The sequence below is a fragment of the Streptomyces anulatus genome (assembly GCF_000721175.1).
Lineage (GTDB): Bacteria > Actinomycetota > Actinomycetes > Streptomycetales > Streptomycetaceae > Streptomyces > Streptomyces anulatus_C.
In genome coordinates this window covers 89,540-112,156 of record NZ_JOEZ01000027.1, presented here as the reverse complement: position 1 = coordinate 112,156, position 22,617 = coordinate 89,540, and the positions used below count along the sequence as shown (strand labels likewise).

At 70.9% G+C, this 22,617-nt stretch carries 25 protein-coding genes; 9 read left to right on the top strand and 16 right to left on the bottom strand.

Translation table 11 applies throughout. The annotated features are described in order from the left end of the window. Together IG90_RS45315 and IG90_RS0128175 are read right to left on the bottom strand one after the other, a co-directional pair. Window positions 1–238: hypothetical protein (locus IG90_RS45315; protein WP_209443576.1), on the bottom strand; the 238-nt coding region annotated here is incomplete at its 3' end. 199 nt (window positions 239–437) lie between these two features. Next, window positions 438–1,091, bottom strand: coding sequence for a DNA-3-methyladenine glycosylase (locus IG90_RS0128175; RefSeq protein ID WP_030590378.1), 654 nt, complete (start codon window positions 1,089–1,091; stop codon window positions 438–440). Between the two features lie 87 nt (window positions 1,092–1,178). On the opposite strand from IG90_RS0128175, the gene IG90_RS0128170 reads away from it, so the two are divergent. The 3 genes from IG90_RS0128170 to IG90_RS0128160 all read left to right on the top strand — a co-directional run bounded on the left by IG90_RS0128170 (window position 1,179) and on the right by IG90_RS0128160 (window position 3,210). Beyond that, window positions 1,179–1,961 (top strand): sporulation protein, encoded by a 783-nt coding sequence (locus IG90_RS0128170; protein ID WP_030590374.1) that lies wholly within the window; start codon window positions 1,179–1,181, stop codon window positions 1,959–1,961. A 64-nt stretch (window positions 1,962–2,025) separates the two neighbouring features. Next, window positions 2,026–2,562 (top strand): YbhB/YbcL family Raf kinase inhibitor-like protein, encoded by a 537-nt coding sequence (locus tag IG90_RS0128165; protein ID WP_030590371.1) that lies wholly within the window; start codon window positions 2,026–2,028, stop codon window positions 2,560–2,562. A gap of 138 nt (window positions 2,563–2,700) precedes the next feature. Next, entirely contained in the window at window positions 2,701–3,210 is a 510-nt protein-coding gene (locus IG90_RS0128160; protein ID WP_030590367.1) for an HNH endonuclease, read from the top strand. A gap of 75 nt (window positions 3,211–3,285) precedes the next feature. Here the strand turns inward: IG90_RS0128160 and IG90_RS0128155 are convergent, their stop codons facing one another. The 4 genes from IG90_RS0128155 to IG90_RS0128140 all read right to left on the bottom strand — a co-directional run bounded on the left by IG90_RS0128155 (window position 3,286) and on the right by IG90_RS0128140 (window position 6,660). Then, the gene (locus tag IG90_RS0128155) at window positions 3,286–4,053 is read right to left on the bottom strand and encodes a sulfite exporter TauE/SafE family protein (protein WP_030590362.1); all 768 of its coding nucleotides are present in this window, start codon (window positions 4,051–4,053) and stop codon (window positions 3,286–3,288) included. Window positions 4,054–4,136: 83 nt separating this feature from the next. Then, the gene (locus IG90_RS0128150) at window positions 4,137–5,135 is read right to left on the bottom strand and encodes an SPFH domain-containing protein (protein WP_030590343.1); all 999 of its coding nucleotides are present in this window, start codon (window positions 5,133–5,135) and stop codon (window positions 4,137–4,139) included. A gap of 165 nt (window positions 5,136–5,300) precedes the next feature. Continuing rightward, window positions 5,301–5,729 (bottom strand): NfeD family protein, encoded by a 429-nt coding sequence (locus tag IG90_RS0128145; RefSeq protein WP_030590340.1) that lies wholly within the window; start codon window positions 5,727–5,729, stop codon window positions 5,301–5,303. A gap of 133 nt (window positions 5,730–5,862) precedes the next feature. Next, on the bottom strand, window positions 5,863–6,660 hold the full coding sequence (locus tag IG90_RS0128140; RefSeq protein ID WP_030590337.1) for an ABC transporter ATP-binding protein: 798 nt from the start codon (window positions 6,658–6,660) through the stop codon (window positions 5,863–5,865). Window positions 6,661–6,794: 134 nt separating this feature from the next. On the opposite strand from IG90_RS0128140, the gene IG90_RS0128135 reads away from it, so the two are divergent. Then, entirely contained in the window at window positions 6,795–7,586 is a 792-nt protein-coding gene (locus IG90_RS0128135; protein ID WP_030590334.1) for a hypothetical protein, read from the top strand. A 405-nt stretch (window positions 7,587–7,991) separates the two neighbouring features. Here the strand turns inward: IG90_RS0128135 and IG90_RS0128130 are convergent, their stop codons facing one another. The 3 genes from IG90_RS0128130 to IG90_RS0128120 form a co-directional block, all read right to left on the bottom strand. Further along, window positions 7,992–8,243, bottom strand: coding sequence for a chaplin family protein (locus IG90_RS0128130; RefSeq protein ID WP_030590333.1), 252 nt, complete (start codon window positions 8,241–8,243; stop codon window positions 7,992–7,994). A 146-nt stretch (window positions 8,244–8,389) separates the two neighbouring features. Continuing rightward, entirely contained in the window at window positions 8,390–9,034 is a 645-nt protein-coding gene (locus tag IG90_RS0128125; RefSeq protein ID WP_030590332.1) for a response regulator, read from the bottom strand. Then, window positions 9,027–10,172, bottom strand: a complete 1,146-nt coding sequence (locus IG90_RS0128120) for a GAF domain-containing sensor histidine kinase (protein ID WP_030590329.1) — start codon at window positions 10,170–10,172, stop codon at window positions 9,027–9,029. The genes IG90_RS0128125 and IG90_RS0128120 overlap by 8 nt, the downstream gene beginning before the upstream one ends. Window positions 10,173–10,414: 242 nt before the next feature. Here IG90_RS0128120 and IG90_RS0128115 point away from each other — a divergent pair, with 242 nt between their 5' ends. The 3 genes from IG90_RS0128115 to IG90_RS0128105 all read left to right on the top strand — a co-directional run bounded on the left by IG90_RS0128115 (window position 10,415) and on the right by IG90_RS0128105 (window position 13,499). Beyond that, window positions 10,415–11,143, top strand: coding sequence for an SDR family NAD(P)-dependent oxidoreductase (locus IG90_RS0128115; protein WP_030590326.1), 729 nt, complete (start codon window positions 10,415–10,417; stop codon window positions 11,141–11,143). Between the two features lie 194 nt (window positions 11,144–11,337). Continuing rightward, the gene (locus IG90_RS0128110) at window positions 11,338–12,435 is read left to right on the top strand and encodes an S-adenosylmethionine:tRNA ribosyltransferase-isomerase (RefSeq protein WP_106972992.1); all 1,098 of its coding nucleotides are present in this window, start codon (window positions 11,338–11,340) and stop codon (window positions 12,433–12,435) included. A 272-nt stretch (window positions 12,436–12,707) separates the two neighbouring features. Next, on the top strand, window positions 12,708–13,499 hold the full coding sequence (locus tag IG90_RS0128105; protein ID WP_030590320.1) for a transglycosylase SLT domain-containing protein: 792 nt from the start codon (window positions 12,708–12,710) through the stop codon (window positions 13,497–13,499). 91 nt (window positions 13,500–13,590) lie between these two features. Here IG90_RS0128105 and IG90_RS0128100 read toward each other — a convergent pair whose 3' ends face one another. Continuing rightward, window positions 13,591–16,170, bottom strand: coding sequence for an ABC transporter ATP-binding protein/permease (locus tag IG90_RS0128100; RefSeq protein WP_030590317.1), 2,580 nt, complete (start codon window positions 16,168–16,170; stop codon window positions 13,591–13,593). Between the two features lie 423 nt (window positions 16,171–16,593). Between IG90_RS0128100 and serB the strand changes: the two genes are divergently transcribed. Beyond that, window positions 16,594–17,889 (top strand): phosphoserine phosphatase SerB, encoded by a 1,296-nt coding sequence (gene serB, locus IG90_RS0128095; RefSeq protein ID WP_030590315.1) that lies wholly within the window; start codon window positions 16,594–16,596, stop codon window positions 17,887–17,889. Between the two features lie 142 nt (window positions 17,890–18,031). Here the strand turns inward: serB and IG90_RS0128090 are convergent, their stop codons facing one another. The 4 genes from IG90_RS0128090 to IG90_RS0128075 form a co-directional block, all read right to left on the bottom strand. After that, the gene (locus tag IG90_RS0128090) at window positions 18,032–18,550 is read right to left on the bottom strand and encodes a SixA phosphatase family protein (RefSeq protein WP_030590312.1); all 519 of its coding nucleotides are present in this window, start codon (window positions 18,548–18,550) and stop codon (window positions 18,032–18,034) included. Window positions 18,551–18,641: 91 nt separating this feature from the next. Then, entirely contained in the window at window positions 18,642–18,848 is a 207-nt protein-coding gene (locus tag IG90_RS0128085; protein WP_030590309.1) for a hypothetical protein, read from the bottom strand. A gap of 156 nt (window positions 18,849–19,004) precedes the next feature. Beyond that, window positions 19,005–19,121, bottom strand: coding sequence for an SGM_5486 family transporter-associated protein (locus IG90_RS46740; RefSeq protein ID WP_007446146.1), 117 nt, complete (start codon window positions 19,119–19,121; stop codon window positions 19,005–19,007). Window positions 19,122–19,138: 17 nt separating this feature from the next. Beyond that, on the bottom strand, window positions 19,139–20,464 hold the full coding sequence (locus IG90_RS0128075) for a CynX/NimT family MFS transporter (RefSeq protein WP_030590306.1): 1,326 nt from the start codon (window positions 20,462–20,464) through the stop codon (window positions 19,139–19,141). A gap of 117 nt (window positions 20,465–20,581) precedes the next feature. On the opposite strand from IG90_RS0128075, the gene IG90_RS0128070 reads away from it, so the two are divergent. After that, on the top strand, window positions 20,582–21,256 hold the full coding sequence (locus tag IG90_RS0128070) for a FadR/GntR family transcriptional regulator (protein ID WP_030590303.1): 675 nt from the start codon (window positions 20,582–20,584) through the stop codon (window positions 21,254–21,256). 35 nt (window positions 21,257–21,291) lie between these two features. On the opposite strand, the gene IG90_RS0128065 is transcribed toward IG90_RS0128070, so the two are convergent. Together IG90_RS0128065 and fabI are read right to left on the bottom strand one after the other, a co-directional pair. After that, the gene (locus IG90_RS0128065; RefSeq protein WP_030590300.1) at window positions 21,292–21,663 is read right to left on the bottom strand and encodes a hypothetical protein; all 372 of its coding nucleotides are present in this window, start codon (window positions 21,661–21,663) and stop codon (window positions 21,292–21,294) included. A 186-nt stretch (window positions 21,664–21,849) separates the two neighbouring features. Continuing rightward, complete coding sequence (gene fabI / locus IG90_RS0128060; protein WP_030590297.1) at window positions 21,850–22,617, bottom strand: enoyl-ACP reductase FabI; 768 nt, start codon at window positions 22,615–22,617, stop codon at window positions 21,850–21,852.

The following is a 22,617-nucleotide window of genomic DNA, read 5'->3' as shown; positions in this document are numbered from 1 at the left end:
GTTTCACCGGGGCCCTCCGGGCGCTTCCCTTCGTTCTTGCGTTTCCGACTCTATCAGACTCTTTCGTGTCCGATTCCCGGCCGAAGCGGGTCAAGCAGTCTTTGCTTTCCAGGTTCTTCGCTTTCGCGTTTTCCCTTTCCGGCGGTTCCAACTTTACCAGACTCTTTTTCGTTCCGTTTCCGGTCCGAATTTGATTTCCGGTGGCCTGTGGAGCGGCCTTGCCTTTCGGCGTGTTCACTACGTTAGCCGATTCTCTTGGCAGCTCATAATCGAGTCGATGGGGCAAATTACGGGCATGCCGAATTTGCACCCGCCAGGGTGAGTCGTAGGTAGTGGTTTGGCTGCTTCAGGTGGCTCGATCCGATCCGATGGACCGCGTCGAGAGCTGTACCCGTGTCAAGCTGCTCGGACTACATTAGGCGTCCGCCGAAGGTGCGTCAAGTTGCCTCGCGGCTCGGGCGGCGGCGCGGCGCGTGGGCGCGGTACGGGCTCACCGTGGGGTCTCCCTCGATCCAGAAGCGCCAGGGCTGGTGGGCGCCGTCGCCGCCCACCCCGGTGCGGGGGCCACTGCGTACGAGGTCACGGGGCGGCGGGGTGCCGTGCAGTACGGAAAGCGCCGGAGCGGAGCCGTCGAAGAGGTCGCTGCCGTTCAGGTCGCGATCCACGTCGAGGGCGGTGGCGAGGCGGGCCGGGCCCTTGGCCAGTTCCTTGTCGTTGCGGGCCGAGACGCGTCGGTCGCGGGCCAGGCCGGCGCCGACGTCGATCTCACCGGCCCGGAGCAGGACTCCGGCGGCATGTCCTTCCGGGCCGCAGACCAGGTTGAGGCAGTGCCACATCCCGTACGTGAAGTAGACGTACGTGTGACCGGGTGGACCGAACATCACGCCGTTGCGGGCGGTACGGCCCCGGAAGGCGTGCGAGCCGGGGTCGATCTCGCCCGCGTACGCCTCCACCTCGGTCAGGCGCAGCTCGATCGTGCCCTCCTCGGCACGCCGGACGAGCGTGCGGCCCAGGAGGTCGGGGGCGACTTCCAGTACGGAGCGGGCGAAGAAGTCCCGCGTCAGCGGTGTTCGGTCCGGGCTCTTGGTCATGGCGTCCGAGGGTACTGGGATCGCCATGACGGGAACCGGCTACCGTCATGGCGCGTATGTAGGGGTCAGGACCAAGAAGGAGTGACTATGGGCTTCAAGCGGCTGCTCGCGAGCATGGGTGCCGGCGGTGCCTCGGTGGAGACCGAGCTCACCGAGGTGAACGTCGTCCCCGGTGGGGTCGTCCAGGGGGAGGTGCGGATCCAGGGTGGTTCGGTCGCCCAGCAGATCGAGGGGCTCAATGTCGGGCTCCAGGCGCGGGTCGAGGTCGAGAGCGGGGACCAGGAGACCAAGCAGGACATCGAGTTCACCAAGCTGAACCTCGGGGGCGCCTTCGAGGTGCAGGCGGGCGCGGTGCACGTGGTGCCGTTCGGCCTGGAGATTCCGTGGGAGACACCGGTCACGATGTTCGGCGGCCAGCAGCTGCGCGGGATGAACATCGGGGTGACCACCGAGCTGGAGATCGCCCGCGCGCTGGACTCCGGTGACCTGGACCCGATCAACGTGCACCCGCTGCCGGCGCAGGAGGCCATCCTGAACGCCTTCGGGCAGCTGGGCTTCGGCTTCCGCAGCGCGGACATGGAGCGCGGTCACATCCGCGGTACGCGTCAGCGGCTGCCGTTCTACCAGGAGATCGAGTTCGTTCCGCCGACGCGGTACCGCGGGCTGAACCAGGTGGAGCTGACGTTCGTCGCCGACGACCGCGAGATGGACGTCATCCTGGAGATGGACAAGAAGCCGGGGCTGTTCAGCGAGGGCAGCGACTCCTACCGCGCGTTCAAGGTGGGGCTGCACGACTATCAGCAGACCGACTGGGCGGCGTACCTCAACCAGTGGCTCGCCCAGGTCGGCGGACAGCGCAACTGGCTCTAGAGGGCCCTACGCCCCCTAAGGTCGGGGAAGAAGGCAGACGAACCGATCAGGAGAGGTGCGAGACGTGACCGAGCCGAAGAGGGCCCCGCTGCCGCACGACTTCCATCCGGAGGTTCCGTCGTTCACCGTGGTGAGCGACGACCTCGCGCCGGGGGCCGTGCTGGGCGATGCCCAGGTGCTTGCGGGCGGAAACACTTCGCCGCAGCTTCGGTGGGAGGGTTTCCCCGAGGGGACCAAGAGCTTCGCCGTGACGTGTTTCGACCCGGACGCCCCGACGGGCAGCGGGTTCTGGCACTGGGTGCTCTTCGATGTCCCGGCCTCGGTGACGGAGCTTCCGGCCGGTGCGGGCAGCGGAACGTTCGAGGGGCTGCCCGAAGGGGCCGTCCACGCCCGTAACGACTACGGCTCCAAGAACTTCGGCGGTGCGGCTCCGCCGGCCGGGGAGAACCACCGGTACGTGTTCACCGTGTACGCGGTGGACACCGAGAAGCTCGGGATCGACAGCGACGTGTCCCCCGCGGTGGCCGGATTCAATCTCCGGTTCCACACGCTGGGGCGTGCTCGGCTGATCGGTGAGTACACGGCTCCCGTCGGCGATTAGTTCGTTTGCTGTTTGCCCTGCTCCGGTCTTGGAGAGACCAGAGCAGGGCATTTTTTATTGCGTTGTCCATCGCGGCCTGCCCAGCCAGAGTTGATCCGGGCCTGCCAGGGGGCGGGCGGCACACGGGAGGTGGGCAGGATGCGTGACACGCTGGTTCTCAACGCGAGCTTCGAGCCGCTGTCGACAGTGACGCTCAACCGTGCGGTGGTCCTGATCCTCACGGACAAGGCCGTCGTCGAGCAGTCGCATCCCGAGCTCCGTATGCGTGGTGCCGCCGTGGACATTCCGGCGCCCCGGGTGATCAGGCTCTGCCGGTACGTACGGGTGCCGTTCCGAAGACAGGCGCCGTGGTCCAGAAGGGGTGTGCTGATCCGGGACCAGCACCGGTGCGCGTACTGCGGGCGGCGGGCGTCCACCGTCGACCACGTGGTGCCACGCGCCCAGGGCGGGCAGGACACCTGGCTGAACACGGTGGCCTCCTGCGCCGAGGACAACCACCGCAAGGCTGCCCGGACGCCGGAGCAGGCGGGGATGCCGCTGCTGAAGCAGCCGTTCGTCCCCTCCCCCGCCGAGGCGATGCTGCTGGCGATGGGGGCCGGCGACCGCTCGGCACTGCCCGGGTGGCTGGACCGGGCGGCTGCCGCGTAGAGCGGTGCCGTGATCGACGTACGCCTGGTGGTGTATCCCTGGGCCCGTCCCTGTGAGGGGGCGGGCCCACGTGCGTCAGCGGAGCAGCAGTTGGACGATGGCCACCGTGCCGACGGCCACGATGAGGGCGCGCAGGACGGTGGGGCTCAGGCGGCGGCCGACCTTGGCGCCTATCTGGCCGCCGATGGCCGAGCCGGCCGCGATGAGTACGACGGCCGTCCAGTCGAAGTGGGCGACGAAGAGGAAGAACAGCGCGGCGATGGTGTTGACCACGGCGGCCAGGACGTTCTTGACCGCGTTGAGGCGCTGCATCGTGTCGTCGAGCAGCATTCCCATCAGGGAGAGGTAGATGATCCCCTGGGCGGCGGTGAAGTAGCCCCCGTAGACGCTGGCGAGCATCAGGCCCATGAAGAGGAGCGGGCCGCCGTCGGCGCGGGGCGGGGCGCCGATGTGCTCGTGACGGCGCTGGACGGCTTTGCTGATACGTGGTTGCAGGATCACCAGGACGAGCGCCAGGGCGACCAGGACCGGGACGATCGTCTCGAAGGCCGTGGAGGGCAGGGCGAGCAGGAGGGTCGCACCGCAGAGGCCGCCGATCGCCGCGCCGACGCTCAGCTTGAGGATGCGTCGGCGCTGTCCTACGAGCTCCTTGCGGTAGCCGATGGCCCCGCTGATGGACCCGGGGATGAGGCCCAGCGCGTTGGACACGGTCGCGGTGACCGGGGGGAGGCCGGTGGCGAGCAGGACGGGGAAGGTGATCAGGGTGCCAGAGCCGACGATCGTGTTGATCGTGCCGGCTCCGACTCCGGCCGCGAAGACGGCGAGTATTTCCCAGATGGACAACGCCATCTCCTTCGGTGGTCAGTGACGCCTCCCCGCCATGAAGGTCGAGGGGCCTCACTGATCATGCACGAAGGGGGACGGGGTCAGGAGACGGGGGGTTCCTCGCGTCGTTCCACCGCGGGCGCCCCGTAGTTGCCGCCGTTGCCGTTGCCGTTGCCGCCGTTCCCGCCGTTTCCGCCGTTTCCGCCGGTGTTGAAGCCGGGCATGCCTCCGCCGAGGTTGCCGAAGGCTCCGCTGAGGCCCTTGAGGGCGTCGCCGATCTCGCTGGGAACGATCCAGAGCTTGTTGGCGTCGCCCTCGGCGATCTTCGGGAGCATCTGGAGGTACTGGTACGAGAGCAGCTTCTGGTCCGGGTCCCCGGCGTGGATGGCCTCGAAGACCGTGCGGACGGCCTGGGCTTCGCCTTCGGCGCGCAGGGCGGCGGCCTTGGCCTCACCCTCGGCGCGCAGGATCGCGGACTGCTTCTCGCCCTCGGCTGTGAGGATCTGGGACTGCCGGATGCCCTCGGCGGTGAGGATCGCGGCGCGCTTGTCGCGGTCGGCGCGCATCTGCTTCTCCATCGAGTCCTGGATGGAGGTCGGCGGCTCGATCGCCTTGAGCTCGACGCGGTTGACGCGGATGCCCCATTTGCCGGTCGCTTCGTCGAGGACTCCGCGCAGGGCCGCGTTGATCTCCTCACGGGAGGTGAGGGTCCGCTCCAGGTCCATGCCGCCGATGATGTTCCGGAGGGTGGTGACGGTGAGCTGCTCGATCGCCTGGATGTAGCTGGCGACTTCGTAGGTCGCGGCGCGGGCGTCGGTCACCTGGTAGTAGATGACGGTGTCGATGTTGACGACCAGGTTGTCCTGGGTGATCACCGGCTGCGGCGGGAAGGGCACCACCTGTTCACGGAGGTCGATCCGGTTGCGGATCGAGTCGATGAACGGGACGACGATGTTGAGGCCCGCGTTCAGGGTGCGGGTGTAGCGGCCGAACCGCTCCACGATGGCGGCGCTGGCCTGCGGGATGACCTGAATCGTCTTGATCAGGGCGATGAAGACGAGCACCACCAGGATGATCAGAACGATGATGATCGGTTGCATCGTGTCTCTCGTGTCCTTCGGTTGGCAGGTGGATCGCGGTGATCGGGGTCGGTCCTCATGTGCGGCCGGTGGTCGGCGAGTTGCGGGCCGGGCCGGGTTCTCATGATGATCGGCATGATCGACTTCGAGTCTGGCAGACCGCGGCCCGCCTCGTGCACGCTTCGGTCACATGACGACGGCCGTTGCCCCGTCGATGTCCACGACATCGACCTGGCCGCCGGGTTCGAAGACCTGGTCGGCGTCGAGCGAGCGGGCCGACCAGACCTCGCCGGCGAGCTTGATGCGGCCACCGGAGGCCGATACCCGTTCCAGCACGACCGCCTGACGGCCTTTCAAGGCATCGATACCGCTGGCCTGCCCGGTCTGTCCGGCCCGGTGTCTGGCGGCGATCGGGCGCACGACGGCGATCAGCGCGACCGAGACCACGACGAAGACCAGCACCTGGGCGACGATTCCGCCGCCGAGGGCGGCGACGGCCGATGCGGCCACCGCCCCGACGGCGAACATTCCGAATTCGGGCATCGCGGTCAGGACGAGGGGGATGCCCAGTCCCACCGCGCCGATCAGCCACCACACCCATGCGTCGATGTCCACGTGGTCATCGTAGGACTGTCGGTGCGTCACCGACAGGGCGCACGGGTGGCCAACTGCGGTGAACGGCCTGTCGATCGCGGTGCGCAAGCAGTTGCGGTGCCCGGTCGGTCCCGGGGTGGGGCGGGCGGGGCCGTCAGGACAGCGGCAGGCCGCGGGCGGTGTAGCGGTCACCGGTGTGCTCGACGATGAGCGGCAGGCCGAAGCAGAGGGAGAGGTTACGGGAGCTGAGCTCGGTCTCCATGGGGCCGGCCGCGAGGATCTTGCCCTGGCGGATCATCAGAACGTGGGTGAAGCCGGGCGCGATCTCCTCGACATGGTGGGTGACCATGATCATGGAGGGGGCGAACGGGTCGCGGGCGAGACGGCCGAGCCGGCGGACGAGGTCCTCGCGCCCGCCGAGGTCGAGTCCGGCGGCGGGCTCGTCCAGGAGCAGCAGTTCGGGGTCGGTCATCATGGCGCGGGCGATGAGCGTGCGCTTGCGCTCTCCTTCGGAGAGCGTGCCGAACTTGCGGTCCAGGTACTCGGTCATGCCGAGGCGGTCGAGGAAGGCGCGGGCGCGTTCCTCGTCGACGGCTTCGTAGTTCTCGTGCCAGGTGGCGGTCATGCCGTACGCGGCGGTGAGGACCGTCTGCAGCACCGTCTGGCGCTTGGGCAGCTTGTCGGCCATCGCGACGCCCGCCATGCCGATGCGGGGGCGGAGCTCGAAGACGTCGGTGCCGACGCCGCCGAGCTGCTCGCCGAGGATCGTGGCCGTTCCCTTGCTCGGGAAGAGATAGCTGGACGCGAGGTTGAGGAGGGTCGTCTTGCCGGCACCGTTGGGGCCCAGGATGACCCAGCGCTCCCCTTCCTTGACCGACCAGGAGACATCGTCCACCAGAGCACGTCCGTCGCGGACCACGGATACGTCCACCAGCTCCAGTACATCGCTCATGGCGCGTTGTCTCCCCATGCAGTCTCGTCGATCGTCGCGTGCCGGTGGGCACGGCTCCCAAGGGAAAACCTACGCCACCGCGCGAGCGCTTCAGGCGTGAGGGCCGATCCCCGGCCGTTGCCTAGGCTGTCGGCATGCTTGTCGAACCACGTTCAGGGTTGTTGGCCGCTTGGGGAAACGCGCTTCTGGCGGGACTCGTCTCGCCGGACGAGGCGGCCCTCGCGATTGTCGGACAGGACGCGGTGCACCGCGTCGAGGGGGTGCCGGGTGAGGCGGGGCCGGTCGGGCTCACGCTGGCGCTCGGCCGGCTGCGGGGGCTCGGGGCGACCGGGTTGCGGGTCGCGTTGCCGGTGCCGGGGCACCCGCTGGGGCTGAGCGGTCCGCCCGACTTCAATGCGCGGGCGCTGGAGGCGGAGGAGGCGGTGGTCGCGTACGGGGTGCCGTACGGGCTGGTGCCCGAGGTGAGCGGAGTGGGGCCGGAGGGGGATCTGCACGTCGAGGTGGTGTGGCGGGTGCTGCCGGTACGGGAGGCGCCGCCCGCGGACGTGCCGTCTCTGGGCGAGGCGGAGCGGGAGCTGGCGGAGGCGTTGCGGGATGCGACGGCGGTGCTGTCGCGGCTGGACGTGGCCGGGTCCGGTCCGGTGGCGGAGGCGGCGGTGGACGCGTACCGGGCGCGGGCGGAGCGGAGTCGGGGGCGCGAGGTGCTGGCGCCAGGGTATCCGCCGCGGGCGGTGCGGGTGCTGGAGATGGCGCAGCGGGTGGGGCTGCTGGTCTCGGTGGCGTACGAGAACGGGCACGGCGGTGCGGTGAGCGCGTCGGAGATCGCGGCGCGGGGGGAGGCGTTGCGGCCGGTGGAGCGGGTGGCTCGGCGGGCGTTGGTGGCGGCGTACAACGCGTATGTGGAGGGCGGGGAGGTTCGGCGCTAGATGTATTGCCCTGTGAGGTTGGGGACGGCGGCTGGTGGGTGGTTTGCCTGCGAGCGCGCTGGATCGGGTCTCGCCGGGCCGGGGCCTGTCAGGCTCGGGGCCCCTTGGCGAGGGTTCCGTCCTCAAGTGCCGGACGGGTTGGGGTGGTGCGCCGGGCGCGCTGGAGCAGGGCTCCTCGGGCAGGAGCCTGTCAGGCTTCGGGGTCCCCTCGGCCAGGGTCCCGTCCTCAAGCGCCGGACAGACAGGCTGGGGTGGTGCGCCGGGCGCGCTGAAGAGGCCCCGGACCCGCTGGAGTGGTCGCCGGGCGGGCTGCGGGAAGGCCCGCACCGGCTGGGAGCGAGTGCGGCGAAAGCCGGACAGGCCCTTGGGGAGGGAGGACCGTCCGGCTTTCGGGAGGGGCATGGGTCAGTGGTTGAGGCCGAGGTTGCCGAAGGCCGGGTTGAGCAGGCCCACCACGTTGACCGTGTTGCCGACCACGTTCACCGGGACGGCGACGGGAACCTGCACGAGGTTGCCGCTTGCGACGCCCGGGGAGTGGGCGGCCAGGCCGTCCGCGCCGGCGCCGCTGTGGCCGGTGGCGGAGGCGGCTCCGGCACCGGCGGCGACGAGCCCGCCCGCGATCATGGTGACGGCCGCGGCCTTCTTCAGGTTCTTCACTTCAGGATCCTCCTAGAGAGGCTGCGGCAAGCCGCCGCAGCACGCCCTGAAGAACGCCGTGCGGTCCGGAAGGATGCGCCGAATGGGTGACATACACCCGACAGTATGAATCTCGGTCCGGACGGGAACCCGCAGCGGTGCCGACGTCAGCCCGCCGCTCCGTGACGTACCGCCCAGAGCGCGGCCTGGGTCCGGTCGGACAGGTCGAGCTTCATCAGGATGTTCGACACGTGCGTCTTGACCGTCTTCTCCGAGAGGACCAGCGCACGGGCGATCTCGCGGTTGGAACGACCGTCCGCGATGAGGCCGAGGACTTCGCGTTCCCGCTCGGTGAGCGTGCTCCCCCGGCCCGTGCCGGTGCCCGCGTCCTCCTGGGCCAGCAGCGCGCCCGCGACCTCCGGCTGGAGCAGGACGTGACCGGCGTGGACCGAGCGGATCGCCCCGGCCAGGGCGTCCGGGTCGACGTCCTTGTAGACGTAACCGGAGGCTCCGGCGCGCAGAGCGGGGACCACCGTGCGCTGTTCGGTGAAGCTGGTGACGATGAGGACCTTCGCGGGGTTGTCGAGCTCGCGGAGGCGGCGCAGGGCCTCGATGCCGTCGGTGCCGGGCATCTTGATGTCCATCAGCACCACGTCGGGGCGGAGCTCCTCGGTGCGGGCCACGCCCTCCGCGCCGTCGGACGCCTCGCCGACGACCTCTATGTCCTCCTGGATCTCCAGGAACGTACGCAGTCCGCGACGGACCACCTGATGGTCGTCGACCAGCAGCACCCTGATGATCTTGTCAGCCACCGGGAACCTCCATCTCGATCGTGGCGCCCTTGCCGGGCTCCGAGGCAACGGTGAGCCGGCCGCCGACGCCGCTCGCCCGGTGGCGCATGGAGACGAGGCCGAGGTGGCGGCCCGCCCGCCGGACGGCGGTGGGGTCGAAGCCGCCCCCGTCGTCGGTGACGCGCAGGACGGTGGCGGCGCCGCGCCGCGCCAGGGTGACGCTCACGCGCTTCGCGCCGGAGTGCCGCAGGGCGTTGTGGAGGGCCTCCTGGGCGACCCGGAGCAGTGCTTCCTCCTGGGCGGCGGGCAGCGCGCGCACTCCGCAGCTCTCGAAGGCGACCTCGGCGGTGTGCGCCCGGTCCAGAACCTGGATCTGGGTGCGGAGGGTGGCGATGAGCCCGTCCTCGTCGAGCGCCGCGGGGCGCAGTTCCACGACGGCGGCCCGCAGTTCGTCGACCGCCTCGGCGGCGAGGGCGGCGACCTGCTGGAGTTCGCCCTTGGCGCGGGCGGGGTCGCGGTCGACGAGTGCGGTGGCGGCCTGGGCGGTGAGGCGGAGCGAGAACAGCTTCTGGCTGACCGCGTCGTGCAGCTCGTGGGCCAGGCGGGAGCGTTCCTCGGCGATGGTCAGTTCGCGGCTGCGCTCGTAGAGGCGGGCGTTCGTGAGCGCGATGGCGGCGTGCTGGGCGAGGATCTGGAGCAGTTCCTCGTCCTGGGCGGTGAAGCCGCAGCCGCCCTCGGGCTTGGGGCACATCTTGTTGGCGAGGAACAGGGCTCCGATGATCTCGTCGCCGTCCGTGATGGGCAGGCCGAGGAAGTCGGACATGTCGGGGTGGGCGTCGGGCCAGCCCCCGAAGCGAGGGTCCTCGCGGACGTCGGCGAGGCGCTCGGGCTTCGCCTGGTGCAGCATCGCGGCGAGGATGCCGTGCTGGCGGGGCAGCGGTCCGATGGCCTTCCACTCTTCGTCGCTGACCCCGTCGACCACGAACTGGGCGAAGCCGCCGTGGTCGTCCGGGACGCCGAGGGCCGCGTACTGGGCGTCGAGCAGCTCGCGGGCGGAGGCGACGATCGTCTTCAGGACGTCGCCCACTTCGAGGTGCCGGCTCATGGCGAGCAGCGCGGCACTCACCGCGGCGAGGCCCGACGGTGGGCGATGACTCATGGGATCACCGTACCGGCGGCGACCGCGCGGCCGTATCGGGCCGGGGTCGGTGGTGGGCGGGCGGGGACCTAGGTCCGGGCGGCGGGGCCCTCGGCCGGAGGTCGTAGGACCGCCCGGGACCTACGCCGAAGTGCCGGGTACGGGTCCGGCTCCCGGGCGAGGCGCGGCGCGGTCCGGTCTTCCTACGTTGGGGGCGCCGGGGTCTCCCGGTGGACGCCGAGGGTACGAAGGGGACGGTCATCATGCCGGTCGCGATGATCACGGGTGGTTCGAAGGGGCTGGGGCGCGCGCTGGCGGGGGCGCTGGCCGGTCAGGGGTGGGACCTGGTCCTGGACGCCCGGACCGCCGGGGTGCTGGAGGACACCGCGCGGAAGCTGCGCGGGCGGTACGGGACGCGGGTGGTGGCGGTGCCGGGGGACGTCGCGGACGCGGCGCACCGGGCGGAGCTGGTGGTGGCCGCCGGGTCGCTGGGCGGTCTCGACCTGTTGGTGAGCAACGCGAGCGTGCTGGGCGCGGAGCCGCTGGTCCGGCTGGACGCGTTGCCGCTGGAGGGGCTGCGGCGGGCGCTGGAGACGAACGTGGTGGCGGCGCTCGGTCTCGTACAGGAGGCGTTGCCGTTGTTGCGGGCCTCGGGCGCGGGGGCGGTGGTGGTGATCAGCTCGGACGCGGCGGCGGAGCCGTACCCGACGTGGGGCGGTTACGGGGCGTCGAAGGCTGCACTGGACCAGTTGGCGGCGGTGCTGGGCGAGGAGGAGCCGGGGCTGCGGGTGTGGGCCGTCGACCCGGGTGACATGGCGACGGAACTGTACGCCGCGGCGGTCCCGGCGGAGGCGGACGAGCCTCGGCCGTCGCCGGAGAGTGTGGCGCCCGCGTTCCTGCGGCTGGTGCGGGAGCGGCCGGCGAGTGGTCGGTTCGCCGCCCCGGCACTGCTGGAGGGGCGGCCGGCGGGGCCGGGCGGGGGTCCGCGGTGACCGCACGGGGGTGGGACCAGGGCCCGGCAGCCCTGTGCGCTTCGGAGCCGGGCGGCGCGGGCCCGGGCGGGCCGTCCCCGGTCCCGGAGCGAACAGCGCGGCCGGACTCGCCAGACCCAGGCGTGGCGGGAACGGACGAGGGCCGGACCGACGAGGTCGCGCGTCGGTGGGCCGGGGCCGGTGGCCCAGGGGCCCTGGAGGCGTTGCGGGTGCCGGACGTCCTGTCCGCCCGGGTGCCGGCCGAGCAGCGGGGTGCGGGTCGGGACGACGTACGGCTGCTGGTGTCGCGGGGACGAGCCGTCTCGCACCACGCGTTCCGGGAGCTGCCCGGGCAGCTCCGGCGCGGGGACGTGCTGGTGGTGAACACGTCCATGACGTTGCCCGCCGCCGTGAAGGGGCGGGTGGGCGGCGAGCGGGTCGTCGTGCACTTCTCGACGCGGGGTGCGGACGGGCGGTGGGCGGTGGAGCTGCGGGCTCCCGGCGGGGCGGGGGCCACCGGGCCGCGGCCGGGCGGCCCGGCGGGGGCGGTGGTGCGGCTGCCGGGCGGGAACGCCCTGGTGCTGGAGGAGCCGCTGGGGCCGGCGGCGGGGGCCCGGCTGTGGTGGGCGCGGGTGCCGGAGCCGGTGCCGGAGCTGTTGCGGCGGTACGGGCGGCCGATCCGGTACGGGTACACGGAGCGGGATCAGCCGCTGTCGGCCTATCAAACGGTGTTCGCGGCCCCCTCGCCCGACGGGAGCGGCTCGGCGGAGATGCCGAGTGCGGCGCGGCCCTTCACGGCCGCGCTGGTGGCGGAGCTGGTGCGCCGGGGGGTGCTGTTCGCTCCGCTGTCCCTGCATACGGGGGTGGCATCGGCGGAGGCGCACGAGCCGCCGTACCCGGAGCGGTTCTCGGTGCCGGCGGCGACGGCGTGGCTGGTGAACGCCGTACGGGCGGCGCGGGGTGAGGACCGTGCGACGGGCGGGCGGGTGGTCGCGGTGGGGACGACGGCCGTGCGGGCACTGGAGTCGGCGGCGGGGACGGACGGGGTGGTGCGGCCCGCGACGGGGTGGACGGATCTGGTGGTGACGCCCCGGCGGGGTGTGCGGGTGGTGGACGGGCTGCTGACCGGTCTGCACGAGCCGGAGGCCTCGCATCTGCTGATGCTGGAGGCGGTGGCGGGGCGCGAGGCGCTGCGCCGCGGGTACGAGGCGGCGCTCCAGGAGCGGTACCTCTGGCACGAGTTCGGCGACGTCCATCTCCTCCTGCCAGATGAGGAACGTAACCCTCCGGATTGCTTCAGCAACGAGCAGTGAGACCGCCGTGTCGCCGGTGTGAGCCCAGGCATAGGGTCTACGTCACTTACGAACATACCTAGTGGACCCATAAGGGCGATTTGAGCAGGCGCAGTCAGGGGTCATTTCGGACTAACGGGATCCTCTTCCACTACCCGGCTTCGTACGTCACACCTTTGCCACAGGATTTTGCTGCCGCTAAGAATTGCTCTCGTCCCCGACGGAGGTGCGCATCACCGCCTCCGGTCTCGTCCTCCGTGAGGACACCTGAGCTTTCGAAGAGGTAGCCCTACATGTCTGCGACTCGCATTCCCAGCCGTGTCCGTCGCCTGAACAAGGTCCAGAAGATCTCCGTGGCCGGTGTGTCGGCCCTTGGCGTCGCCGCCCTGACCTTCTCGCTCGTCCCGTCGAACGCCGAGGCCGAGATCGCCCCGCAGGCGGCGGCTGCCGCCGCGCCCGTGGCCTTCACCGCCGGCTCCGCACAGGCCAAGACCGTGCAGGACAGCATGATCGAGCAGCACTCCACCGCCGAGAAGCTGGTGAAGGCCGCCGACGCCGCGAAGGCGAAGGCCGCCGCCGAGACCAAGGCCGCCGCCGCGAAGGCCGAGGCCGCGTCCGAGGCGAAAGCCAAGGCCGCCGCGGACGCCAAGGCGAAGGCGAAGGCCGCCGCCGACGCGAAGGACAAGGCCGCCAAGGCCAAGGCGGACGCGAAGAAGCGCGGCACCGAGGCCGCGAACCGCTCCACCGCGCGCAAGCCCGTCTACGCCAACAACCTGGACGGCTGGATCCGCGAGGCCATGTCGATCATGAAGAAGGAAGGCATCCCCGGCTCCTACGAGGGGATCCACCGCAACATCATCCGCGAGTCCAGCGGTAACCGCTGGGCCATCAACAACTGGGACATCAACGCCCGGAACGGCATCCCGTCCAAGGGTCTGCTCCAGGTGATCCAGCCGACCTTCGACCGCTACCACGTGGCGGGCACCAAGAAGGACCTGTACGACCCGGTCGCCAACATCGTCGCCGCCTGCAACTACGCGGCCGACCGCTACGGCTCCATGGACAACGTGAACAGCGCGTACTGAGCCCAGCCGTACACATGCCGGAGGCCGGCACCCCGCGGGGTGCCGGCCTCCGGCGTCGTTCCGGTACCGCTTCGTACGGTCGCGGCGGAACCTACTTGCGCATGACCTCGGGCTCGTGGCGCCGCAGCAGCCGTGCCACCGCGATCCCACAGATCACGCCGAGCGCGAGCAGGACGGTGATGTTGATGCCCCACTGGGTGGCGGTGTGCTCCCACAGCGGGTCGAGGTCGGTGGGGTTCTCCGGGTCCCACGGCGGCATCAGGTGCGCCAGGTCCAGCGTGGTGCCGGCGGCGGCCATCGCCCAGCGGGACGGCATCAGCCAGGCGAACTGCTCCAGGCCGGGCGATCCGTACACCTGGAAGAGCACGCCGGTGAAGACGACCTGGATGATCGCGAACATGACCAGCAGCGGCATGGTCTTCTCGGCGGTCTTCACCAGTGAGGAGATGACCAGGCCGAACATCATCGAGGTGAAGCCCAGCGCGATGATGGAGAGGCAGATCTCCACGGCCGGCGGCATGATCAGGCCCTCCGCCGGCAGCTCGCGGGTGGCGAAGCCGATGCCGCAGATGATCACGCCCTGGAAGGCGGTGATCACGCCGAGGACGATCACCTTGGACATCAGGTACGCGGAGCGGGAGAGGCCGGTGGCCCGTTCCCGTTCGTAGATGACCCGTTCCTTGATCAGCTCTCGTACGGAGTTGGCGGCGCCGGAGAAGCACATGCCGACCGCGAGGATCAGCATGATCGTGCCGGCCTTGCCGTTGAACCGGGACGGCGGGGTGGGCTCGGCGAGACCGAACTCCGCCGGGATGACCACGCTGACCACGCCCAGCACGGCGGGCAGGATCAGCATCAGCCCCATGAAGCCCTTGTCGGACGCGATGACGGAGGAGTACCTCCGGATCAGCGTCCACAGCTGCGCCATCCAGCCCTGCGGCTTCGGCGGGCGCATCTGCTGCGGGGGCGGCATGCTGACCGGCTGGGCCGCGACCGCGTCGATGTCGGCCGCGTACATCTGGTAGTGCTGCGAACCGCGCCAGCGGCCCGCCCAGTCGTAGTCGCGGTAGTTCTCGAAGGCGGAGAACACGTCGGCCCAGCTGGTGTATCCGAAGAAGTTCAGCGCTTCCTCCGGCGGACCGAAGTAGGCGACGGAACCGCCGGGCGCCATCACCAGGAGCTTGTCGCAGATCGCCAGCTCGGCGACCGAGTGCGTGACCACGAGCACCGTGCGGCCGTCGTCGGCGAGGCCGCGCAGCAGCTGCATGACGTCGCGGTCCATGCCTGGGTCGAGGCCGGAGGTCGGCTCGTCCAGGAAGATCAGCGAGGGCTTGGTGAGCAGCTCCAGGGCGACCGAGACGCGCTTGCGCTGGCCGCCGGAGAGCGAGGTGATCTTCTTGTCCTTGTGGATGTCGAGCTTGAGCTCGGCGAGGACCTCGGTGATCCGGGCCTGGCGCTCGGCCTCGGTGGTGTCCGCGGGGAAGCGGAGCTTGGCCGCGTACTTGAGGGCCTTGGTGACGGTCAGCTCCTTGTGCAGGATGTCGTCCTGCGGGACCAGACCGATGCGCTGGCGCAGCTCGGCGAACTGCTTGTACAGGTTGCGGTTGTCGTAGAGGACATCGCCCTGGTTGGCGGGCCGGTAGCCGGTGAGCGCCTTGAGCAGGGTGGACTTTCCGGAACCGGACGGGCCGATGACCGCGATCAGCGACTTCTCCGGGACGCCGAAGGAGACGTCCTTGAGGATCTGCTTGCCTCCGTCGACCGTCACAGTGAGGTGGCGGGCGGAGAAGGAGACCTCACCGGTGTCGACGAACTCTTCCAGCCGGTCCCCGACCAGCCGGAACGTCGAGTGACCGACGCCGACGATGTCGTTCGGGCCGATGAGGGCCGAGCCGGACTTGGGGAGCGGCTGACCGTTGACGTACGTGCCGTTGTGCGAGCCGAGGTCGCGGATCTCGAAGCGGCCGTCGGGCGTCGCGTGGAACTCGGCGTGGTTGCGGGAGACCTGGAGGTCGGAGACGACCAGTTCGTTCTCCAGCGCACGACCGATGCGCATGACCCGGCCGAGGGCCAGCTGATGGAACGTCGTCGGGCTGCGGTCGCCGTAGACCGGCGGCGCCCCCGCGGCACCGCCCTGTCCCGGTCCGGCCGGATGCCCGGGGCCCTGCTGGTGCGGCACCTTCTGGTGCGGGGCCTGCTGGTGCGGGGCCTGCTGGTGCTGCCAGGCCTGGTGCTGAGCCGGGGCCTGGTGCGCGGGTGCCTGCTGTCCGTGCCAGCCCGCGCCGCCGCCCTGGGGCTGCTGGTGGGGCTGGTGCGCCGGAGCCTGCTGGGCACCGGCCGCCTGACCGCCGGCCACACCGGCGCCCGCGGCGGGGCTGAGGCTCACCCGGGGCCCGTCGGTGCCGTTGCCCAGGTGCAGCACCGAACCGGGGCCGATCTCCACCTGCTGGATCCGTTGGCCCTGCGCATAGGTGCCGTTCGTGCTGCCGTGGTCCTCGATGGACCAACTGCGGCCGTTCCAGCTGATCGTGGCATGCCGCCACGACACTCTGGCGTCGTCGACCGTCAGGTCGCCCTGCGGATCACGTCCAAGGGTGTACGACCTGGACGGATCGAGCGTCCAGGTGCTGCCATTCAATTCCAGTACGAGTTCCGGCACTCCGCGCCCCACTAGTTGTCCCCCGTGTTACCCCCGTCGCAGGGAGTCTAGGGATGCTGAACATCGTGGGGAACTATTCCAGGACCAGTCCCCGATCCGAAAGTCGGGCCAGGGAAGAGCGCGCGGAGACCTGCGCGAACACCCCGATACCGGGGGTCGAAACAGCAGCGGAACGGAAGAAGTCCGGATGAAGCTCCGGTTACCGCCCAGAGAATGTCCAGCGACTTCATAACGCCGGATACGGGACAGCTGGCGCGGCCGGACGCAAGACCCGTACCGGCCAGATCTGCGACTCCTGGTGCACCCGGCCGGGACCGCCCGCCCGGCGCCGCGGGTGCGGCCGGGGCGGCACCGGGGGCGGCACCGGGGCGATTGCGTCCGGCACTCGGGACGGGCGGCCGGAGGAGGTGGCGGGACCGATACGGTGGGAGCACCATGAGCGCATCTCAGCCACCTCAGCCCCTCTCGTCTCCTGAGCCCTCTGAGCCCCCTGAGCCCCCTGGGGTCGACGGGACCGGCGACGGGACTCCTCCGGGCGGCGACGCACCCACGCTTCTCGTCAAGATCTTCGGCAAGGACCGTCCGGGCATCACCGCCGGGCTCTTCGACACCCTCGCCGCGTACGCGGTCGACGTCGTGGACATCGAGCAGGTCGTCACCCGTGGTCGCATCGTGCTGTGCGCCCTGGTCACCGCCCCCACCGCGGGCGGGACCACCGAGGGCGATCTGCGGGCGACGGTGCACAGCTGGGCCGACTCCCTGAAGCTGCAGGCCGAGATCATCTCCGGCATCGGCGACAACCGCCCCCGCGGTGACGGCCGTTCCCATGTGACGGTGCTGGGGCACCCGCTCACCGCGGAGTCGACCGCCGCCATAGCGGCCACCATCACCTCGACCGGCGGGAACATCGACCGTATCTTCCGGCTGGCGAAGTACCCGGTGACCGCCGTCGAGTTCGCGGTGTCGGGGACCGGGACCGCGGAGCTGCGGACCGCGCTGGCGACCGAGGCCGCGGAGATCGGCGTGGACGTCGCGGTGGTCTCGGCCGGGCTGAGCCGCCGGGCCCAGCGGTTGGTGGTCATGGACGTCGACTCCACGCTGATCCAGGACGAGGTGATCGAGCTCTTCGCGGCGCACGCGGGCTGCGAGGCCGAGGTCGCCGAGGTGACCGAGCAGGCGATGCGCGGCGAGCTGGACTTCGAGCAGTCGCTGCACGCCCGGGTCGCCCTGCTGGCCGGCCTGGACGCCTCGGTGGTGGACAAGGTCCGCACCGAGGTACGGCTCACCCCCGGCGCCCGCACCCTGATCCGTACGCTGAAGCGGCTCGGCTACCAGGTCGGCGTCGTCTCCGGCGGCTTCACCCAGGTCACGGACGGCCTGAAGGAACAGCTCGGCCTCGACTTCGCCTCGGCCAACACTCTGGAGGTGGTGGACGGCAAGTTCACCGGCCGGGTCGTCGGCGAGGTGGTGGACCGGGCGGGCAAGGCACGGCTGCTGCGGAGCTTCGCCGAACAGGCGGGGGTGCCGCTGGCCCAGACAGTGGCGATCGGGGACGGGGCGAACGATCTCGACATGCTGAACACCGCCGGACTCGGCGTCGCGTTCAACGCCAAGCCGATGGTCCGCGAGGCGGCGCACACCGCGGTGAACGTGCCGTTCCTGGACACCGTGCTCTATCTGCTCGGCATCACCCGTGAAGAGGTCGAGGCGGCGGACGGTCTCGTCGACTGACAGCCCGGACCGCCCCGGACCGCCGGTTCCGGAGGCGTACGCAGGAAGGCCGCCGGTTTCGCAGACGCACGCAGGAGGGCCCCGGCACAGCAGATGTGCCGGGGCTCAGCGCGTTCACGTGGTCATCGGTACGGGAGACCGCTCAGCCGTTCGGGGTCCAGTACTCGGTGAGCTTGCCCGCCCCGTGCTCCACGCTCTTCCAGGAGCCGGGGAACTCCACCACGGCGTAGGCGGCCGTGGGGAAGCCGTCCCGGGCCATCCGGGCCAGGGTGTCGCCCTCGGCCGAGCCGGAGAGGGCGTCGGCGGCCCCGTGCATGCCGGGGTTGTGGCCGATGACCAGGAGGTTGCGCACCTCGTCCGGTGTCTCGTTGAACAGGGCGATCAGTTCGCCGAGGGAGGCGTCGTACAGCCTCTCCTCGTAGACGGTCCGGGGTCGCCGGGAGAATTCATGGACCGCCAGCTTCCAGGTCTCCCGCGTCCTGGCGGCACTGGAGCAGAGGGCCAGATCGAAGTCGATGCCGGAATCGGCGAGCCTGCGGCCGGCCACGGGCGCGTCCTTGCGGCCGCGCTCGGCCAGCGGGCGCTCATGATCGGAAGCCTGTGACCATTCCGCCTTGGCATGCCGGAGAAGGACGATCCTGCGAGGTGTCTCGACGCTCATACACCTCAGCTTCGCATGAAACGCGGCCTCGGGCGCAGGGTGTTGACGTGCTCGTCCGGGAGTTGGCGCGCTGGTCCGGGGCGGCTTCGGCTCAGCGGGACAGCAGCTGGAGGGTGCGCTCGATCAGCTGTCCGAGCGCGGGGTCGCCGGTGGCGGCCTGGGCCTGTCCGGGGCTGAGGATCATCAGCAGCAGAGCGGCGAACGCGACGGCGGGCAGGGCGACGGCCCACCAGGGCAGCCTGATCTCGACGCCGTCCGCCGCCGGCCGGTGGGACCTGGTGTGCGTCGGTGCCGACATGTCCGCCTCCGTTGGGTCATCGGGTCGTTACCGAAGAACCTACGGAGTGGGAGTGCCCGGTCCCATCCGGTGACCCACCGACTTCACCCTGACCCTGGCCCCCTAGGGGAAGGGGGTGCTAGCCCCACCCCGCGGGGTCCACCGGGTCCTCGGGCGTCAGGGCGAGGCGATCGTGGCGATCACACCGATGACGACGGTGATCAGGAGCATCGCCCCGAAAACGAGGAGAAGCTTCTTCTGGCCGTTCTGGGGATTCGGATCGAGCACTGGCATGACGTCAGTGTCGCATCTCAGCATTCGTCCTCGATCGTCCGGTCCCGGCCCGCGAGGATCCCGGCCGCCATCTGGGGAATCATGAGGCCCGCCATCAGGGCGATCGGCAGCCCCCAGCCGCCGCTGTGCTGGTAGAGCACGCCGACGAGCAGCGGGCCGGGGATCGAGAGCAGGTAGCCGGTGGACTGGGCGAAGGCGGAGAGCCGGACGACGCCCGCGCCGGACCGGGCCCGCATGCCGATCATGGTGAGGGCGAGCGGGAAGGCGCAGTTGGCGACGCCGAGGAGCAGGGCCCAGGCCCAGGCGCCGGCGGCGGGGGCGAGGTAGAGGCCGCTGTAGCCGATCAGGCCGCACAGACCGAGGGCGACGACGATCGGGCCCTGCTGCTTGAGCCGGGAGGCGACCCGGGGGATGACGAAGGCGAGCGGGACGCCCATCGCCATGGTGACCGCGAGCAGGAGCCCGGCGGTGCCGGCGGAGACCCCGGCGTCACGGAAGATCTGCGGCATCCAGCCCATGGTGATGTACGCGGCCGTGGCCTGGAGCCCGAAGAAGCAGGCGAGGCCCCAGGCGGTGCGGCTGCGGGTGATCCGGAGGGCCGGCGCTTCCGCGCCCGGCGTACCGGAGACGGCAGGACCGGAGACGGACGGGCCCGAGGGGGAAGTGCCGGGGGCCGGGGTGCGGTCGCGGACGAGGACCACCCAGGGCAGCACCGCGACGGCGGCGAGCCCGGCCCAGACGACGAGACCCGTCTGCCAGTCGCCGCCCAGCGCCCCGGTGACGGGGACGGTGACGGCGGCGGCCAGGGCGGTGCCGAGGGCCAGGGCCATGGAGTAGAGGCCGGTCATGGTGCCGACGCGGTCGGGGAACCAGCGCTTGACGATCACCGGCATCAGGATGTTGCTGACGGCGATGCCCATCAGGGCCAGCGCGCTGGCGGCCAGGAAGCCGGCGGTGGACCCGATGTACGGGCGGATGAGCAGGCCGGCCGCGATGGCGGCCATGCCCGCGCAGACGACGGCGCCCGCGCCGAAGCGGCGGGCCAGGCGCGGCGCCATGACCCCGAAGACCGCGAAGCAGAGCGGCGGTACGGAGGTGAGGACGCCGGCCACGCTCCCGCTCATGTGCAGTCCCTCGCGGACCTCTTCGAGGAGGGCGCCGAGGCTGGTGATGGCGGGGCGGAGGTTCAGGGCGGCCAGGACGAGCCCCACGGCGATGAGGCGCAGCAGCCAGGGTGCGGGGGCCCCGTCGGCACCGGGGAGCCGCTGGGCGCGGAGCTTTTGCGGCGTGCGCGCGGCGGGGCCGCGGTCCAGGGTCGGGGTCTGCGTTTCGTCGTCCGGCATGGAGCCATCATAGAATCATGGGATGATTGGTTGTCCAATCCCGCGGACCCCCGGGATCCCCAGGTTTTCCTTGAGGGAATCCGGCCCTGACCTGACAGCTCACGAGCAAGGAGCACCATGGCGCTGACGTCTCCACGGCGTTCGGCACTCTCCGACCAGGTGATCGCCCAGTTGCGGAACCAGATCACCTCGGGCGAGTGGCCGGTCGGCTCGCGGATTCCGACCGAGCCCGAGCTGGTCGAGCAGCTCGGGGTGGCCCGTAACACCGTCCGCGAGGCCGTGCGGGCCCTCGCGCACAACGGGCTGCTGGACATCCGGCAGGGCTCCGGCACCTATGTGATCGCCACGAGCGAGCTCGCCGGGGTGATGCACCGCAGGTTCGCGGCCGCCGATCCCCGTCACATCGCGGAGCTGCGTTCGACGCTGGAGTCGTCGGCGGCCCGGCTGGCGGCGGTCCGGCGCACGGAGCGGGACCTTCGGCAGCTGGACACGCTGATGGCGCGCCGGGAGGAGGCGTGGGCGTCGGGGGACGCGGAGGCGTTCGTGGCGGTGGACGCGACGCTGCACCTGGCGGTGGTCGCGGCCTCGCACAACGACGTCCTGACCGAGCTCTACGCCGACCTCGGGGATCTGCTGCGCGACTATCTGCGCGGCGATGTGGGCCCCGAGCTGCGGCCGGAGAACCACATGGACCACGGCCGGCTGGTGGAGGCGATCCGCGCCGGGGACGCGGAGACCGCGGCGGCCGAGGCGGCGAGCCATGCGCTGACCTGCCTGACGGACCGGGGGTAGCGGCTCCGCCCGGCCACGCATGGCCGGAGCACCGCTCAGAGGGGGGCGGGGCGGTGGCTTACCCAGGCCGTGGCGACACCTTTCCAGCAGCGGTCCTCCAGCCGTACGGTCCGGCCCGGCTCCACCGCGACCGCCGCGCCGTCCGCGTCGACGTCCCACCAGCGGTCGCATTCGATGTGCAGCCGGACGAGGTCGGTGGAGGGGTAGGGGTTGTGGCAGTACGCGACGACCCGGGAGCCCTCGACGGACGTACGGCACTCGGAGCCGGCCGGTTCGGGCTTCGGGGGCCCCTCCCCCGTACCGGAGTCGGCCCCTCTGGCGGCGTGGACCCCCAGGGGGACGGCGAGTGCGGCGGCGGCGACCGGGACGGCCAGGAGGATACGGGTTCGGCGGCGCGTGGGACGCATGACGATCTCCCTCCCGCAGCCTGACAAGAAGTCCGGTTCCTCCTCAGTCTGCGGTGGATCGGCCGACTTTTCGACCGGAGCGGCAGCGGACGGCCACGGACCGTGAACGGCCCCCGGCCACGTACCGCCTCCGGGAACCGGGAGGGGGTACGCGGCCGGGGGCCGTCTCGCAGGGGTGGTGCGCGGTCAGGCGCCCATCATGTGCACGCCGCTGTCGACGTGGATGATCTCGCCCGTCGTCCTCGGGAAGAAGTCGGAGAGCAGGGCCACGATGCCGCGGCCGGCCGGCTCCGGGTCGGACATGTCCCAGGCGAGCGGGGCGCGGTGGTTCCAGACGTCGGCCAGCTCCGAGAAGCCCGGGATGGACTTGGCGGCCATGGAGCCGATCGGGCCGGCGGAGATCAGGTTGCAGCGCAGCCCGTCCTTGCCCAGGTCACGGGCGAGGTAGCGGGAGGTGGCCTCCAGCGCGGCCTTGGCCGGGCCCATCCAGTCGTACTGCGGCCAGGCGTACTGGGCGTCGAAGGTGAGGCCGACGATCGAGCCGCCCTCGCTCATCAGCGGCTTGCAGGCCATGGCCAGCGACTTCAGGGAGAACGCCGAGACGTGCATCGCCGTGGCGACGGACTCGAACGGCGTGTTGAGGAAGTTGCCGCCGAGCGCGTCCTGCGGCGCGAAGCCGATGGAGTGGACGACGCCGTCCAGGGAGCCGAGCTCCTCGCGCACCAGGCCGGCCAGCCGGTCCAGGTGCTCCTGGTTGGTCACGTCCAGCTCGATGACCTTGGCCGGCTTCGGCAGCTTCCTGGCGATGCGCTCGGTCAGGGTGGGGCGGGGGAAGGCCGTGAGGATGACCTCGGCACCCTGCTCCTGGGCCACCTTCGCGGCGTGGAACGCGATGGACGACTCCATCAGCACCCCGGTGATGAGGATGCGCTTGCCGTCGAGAATTCCGCTCAT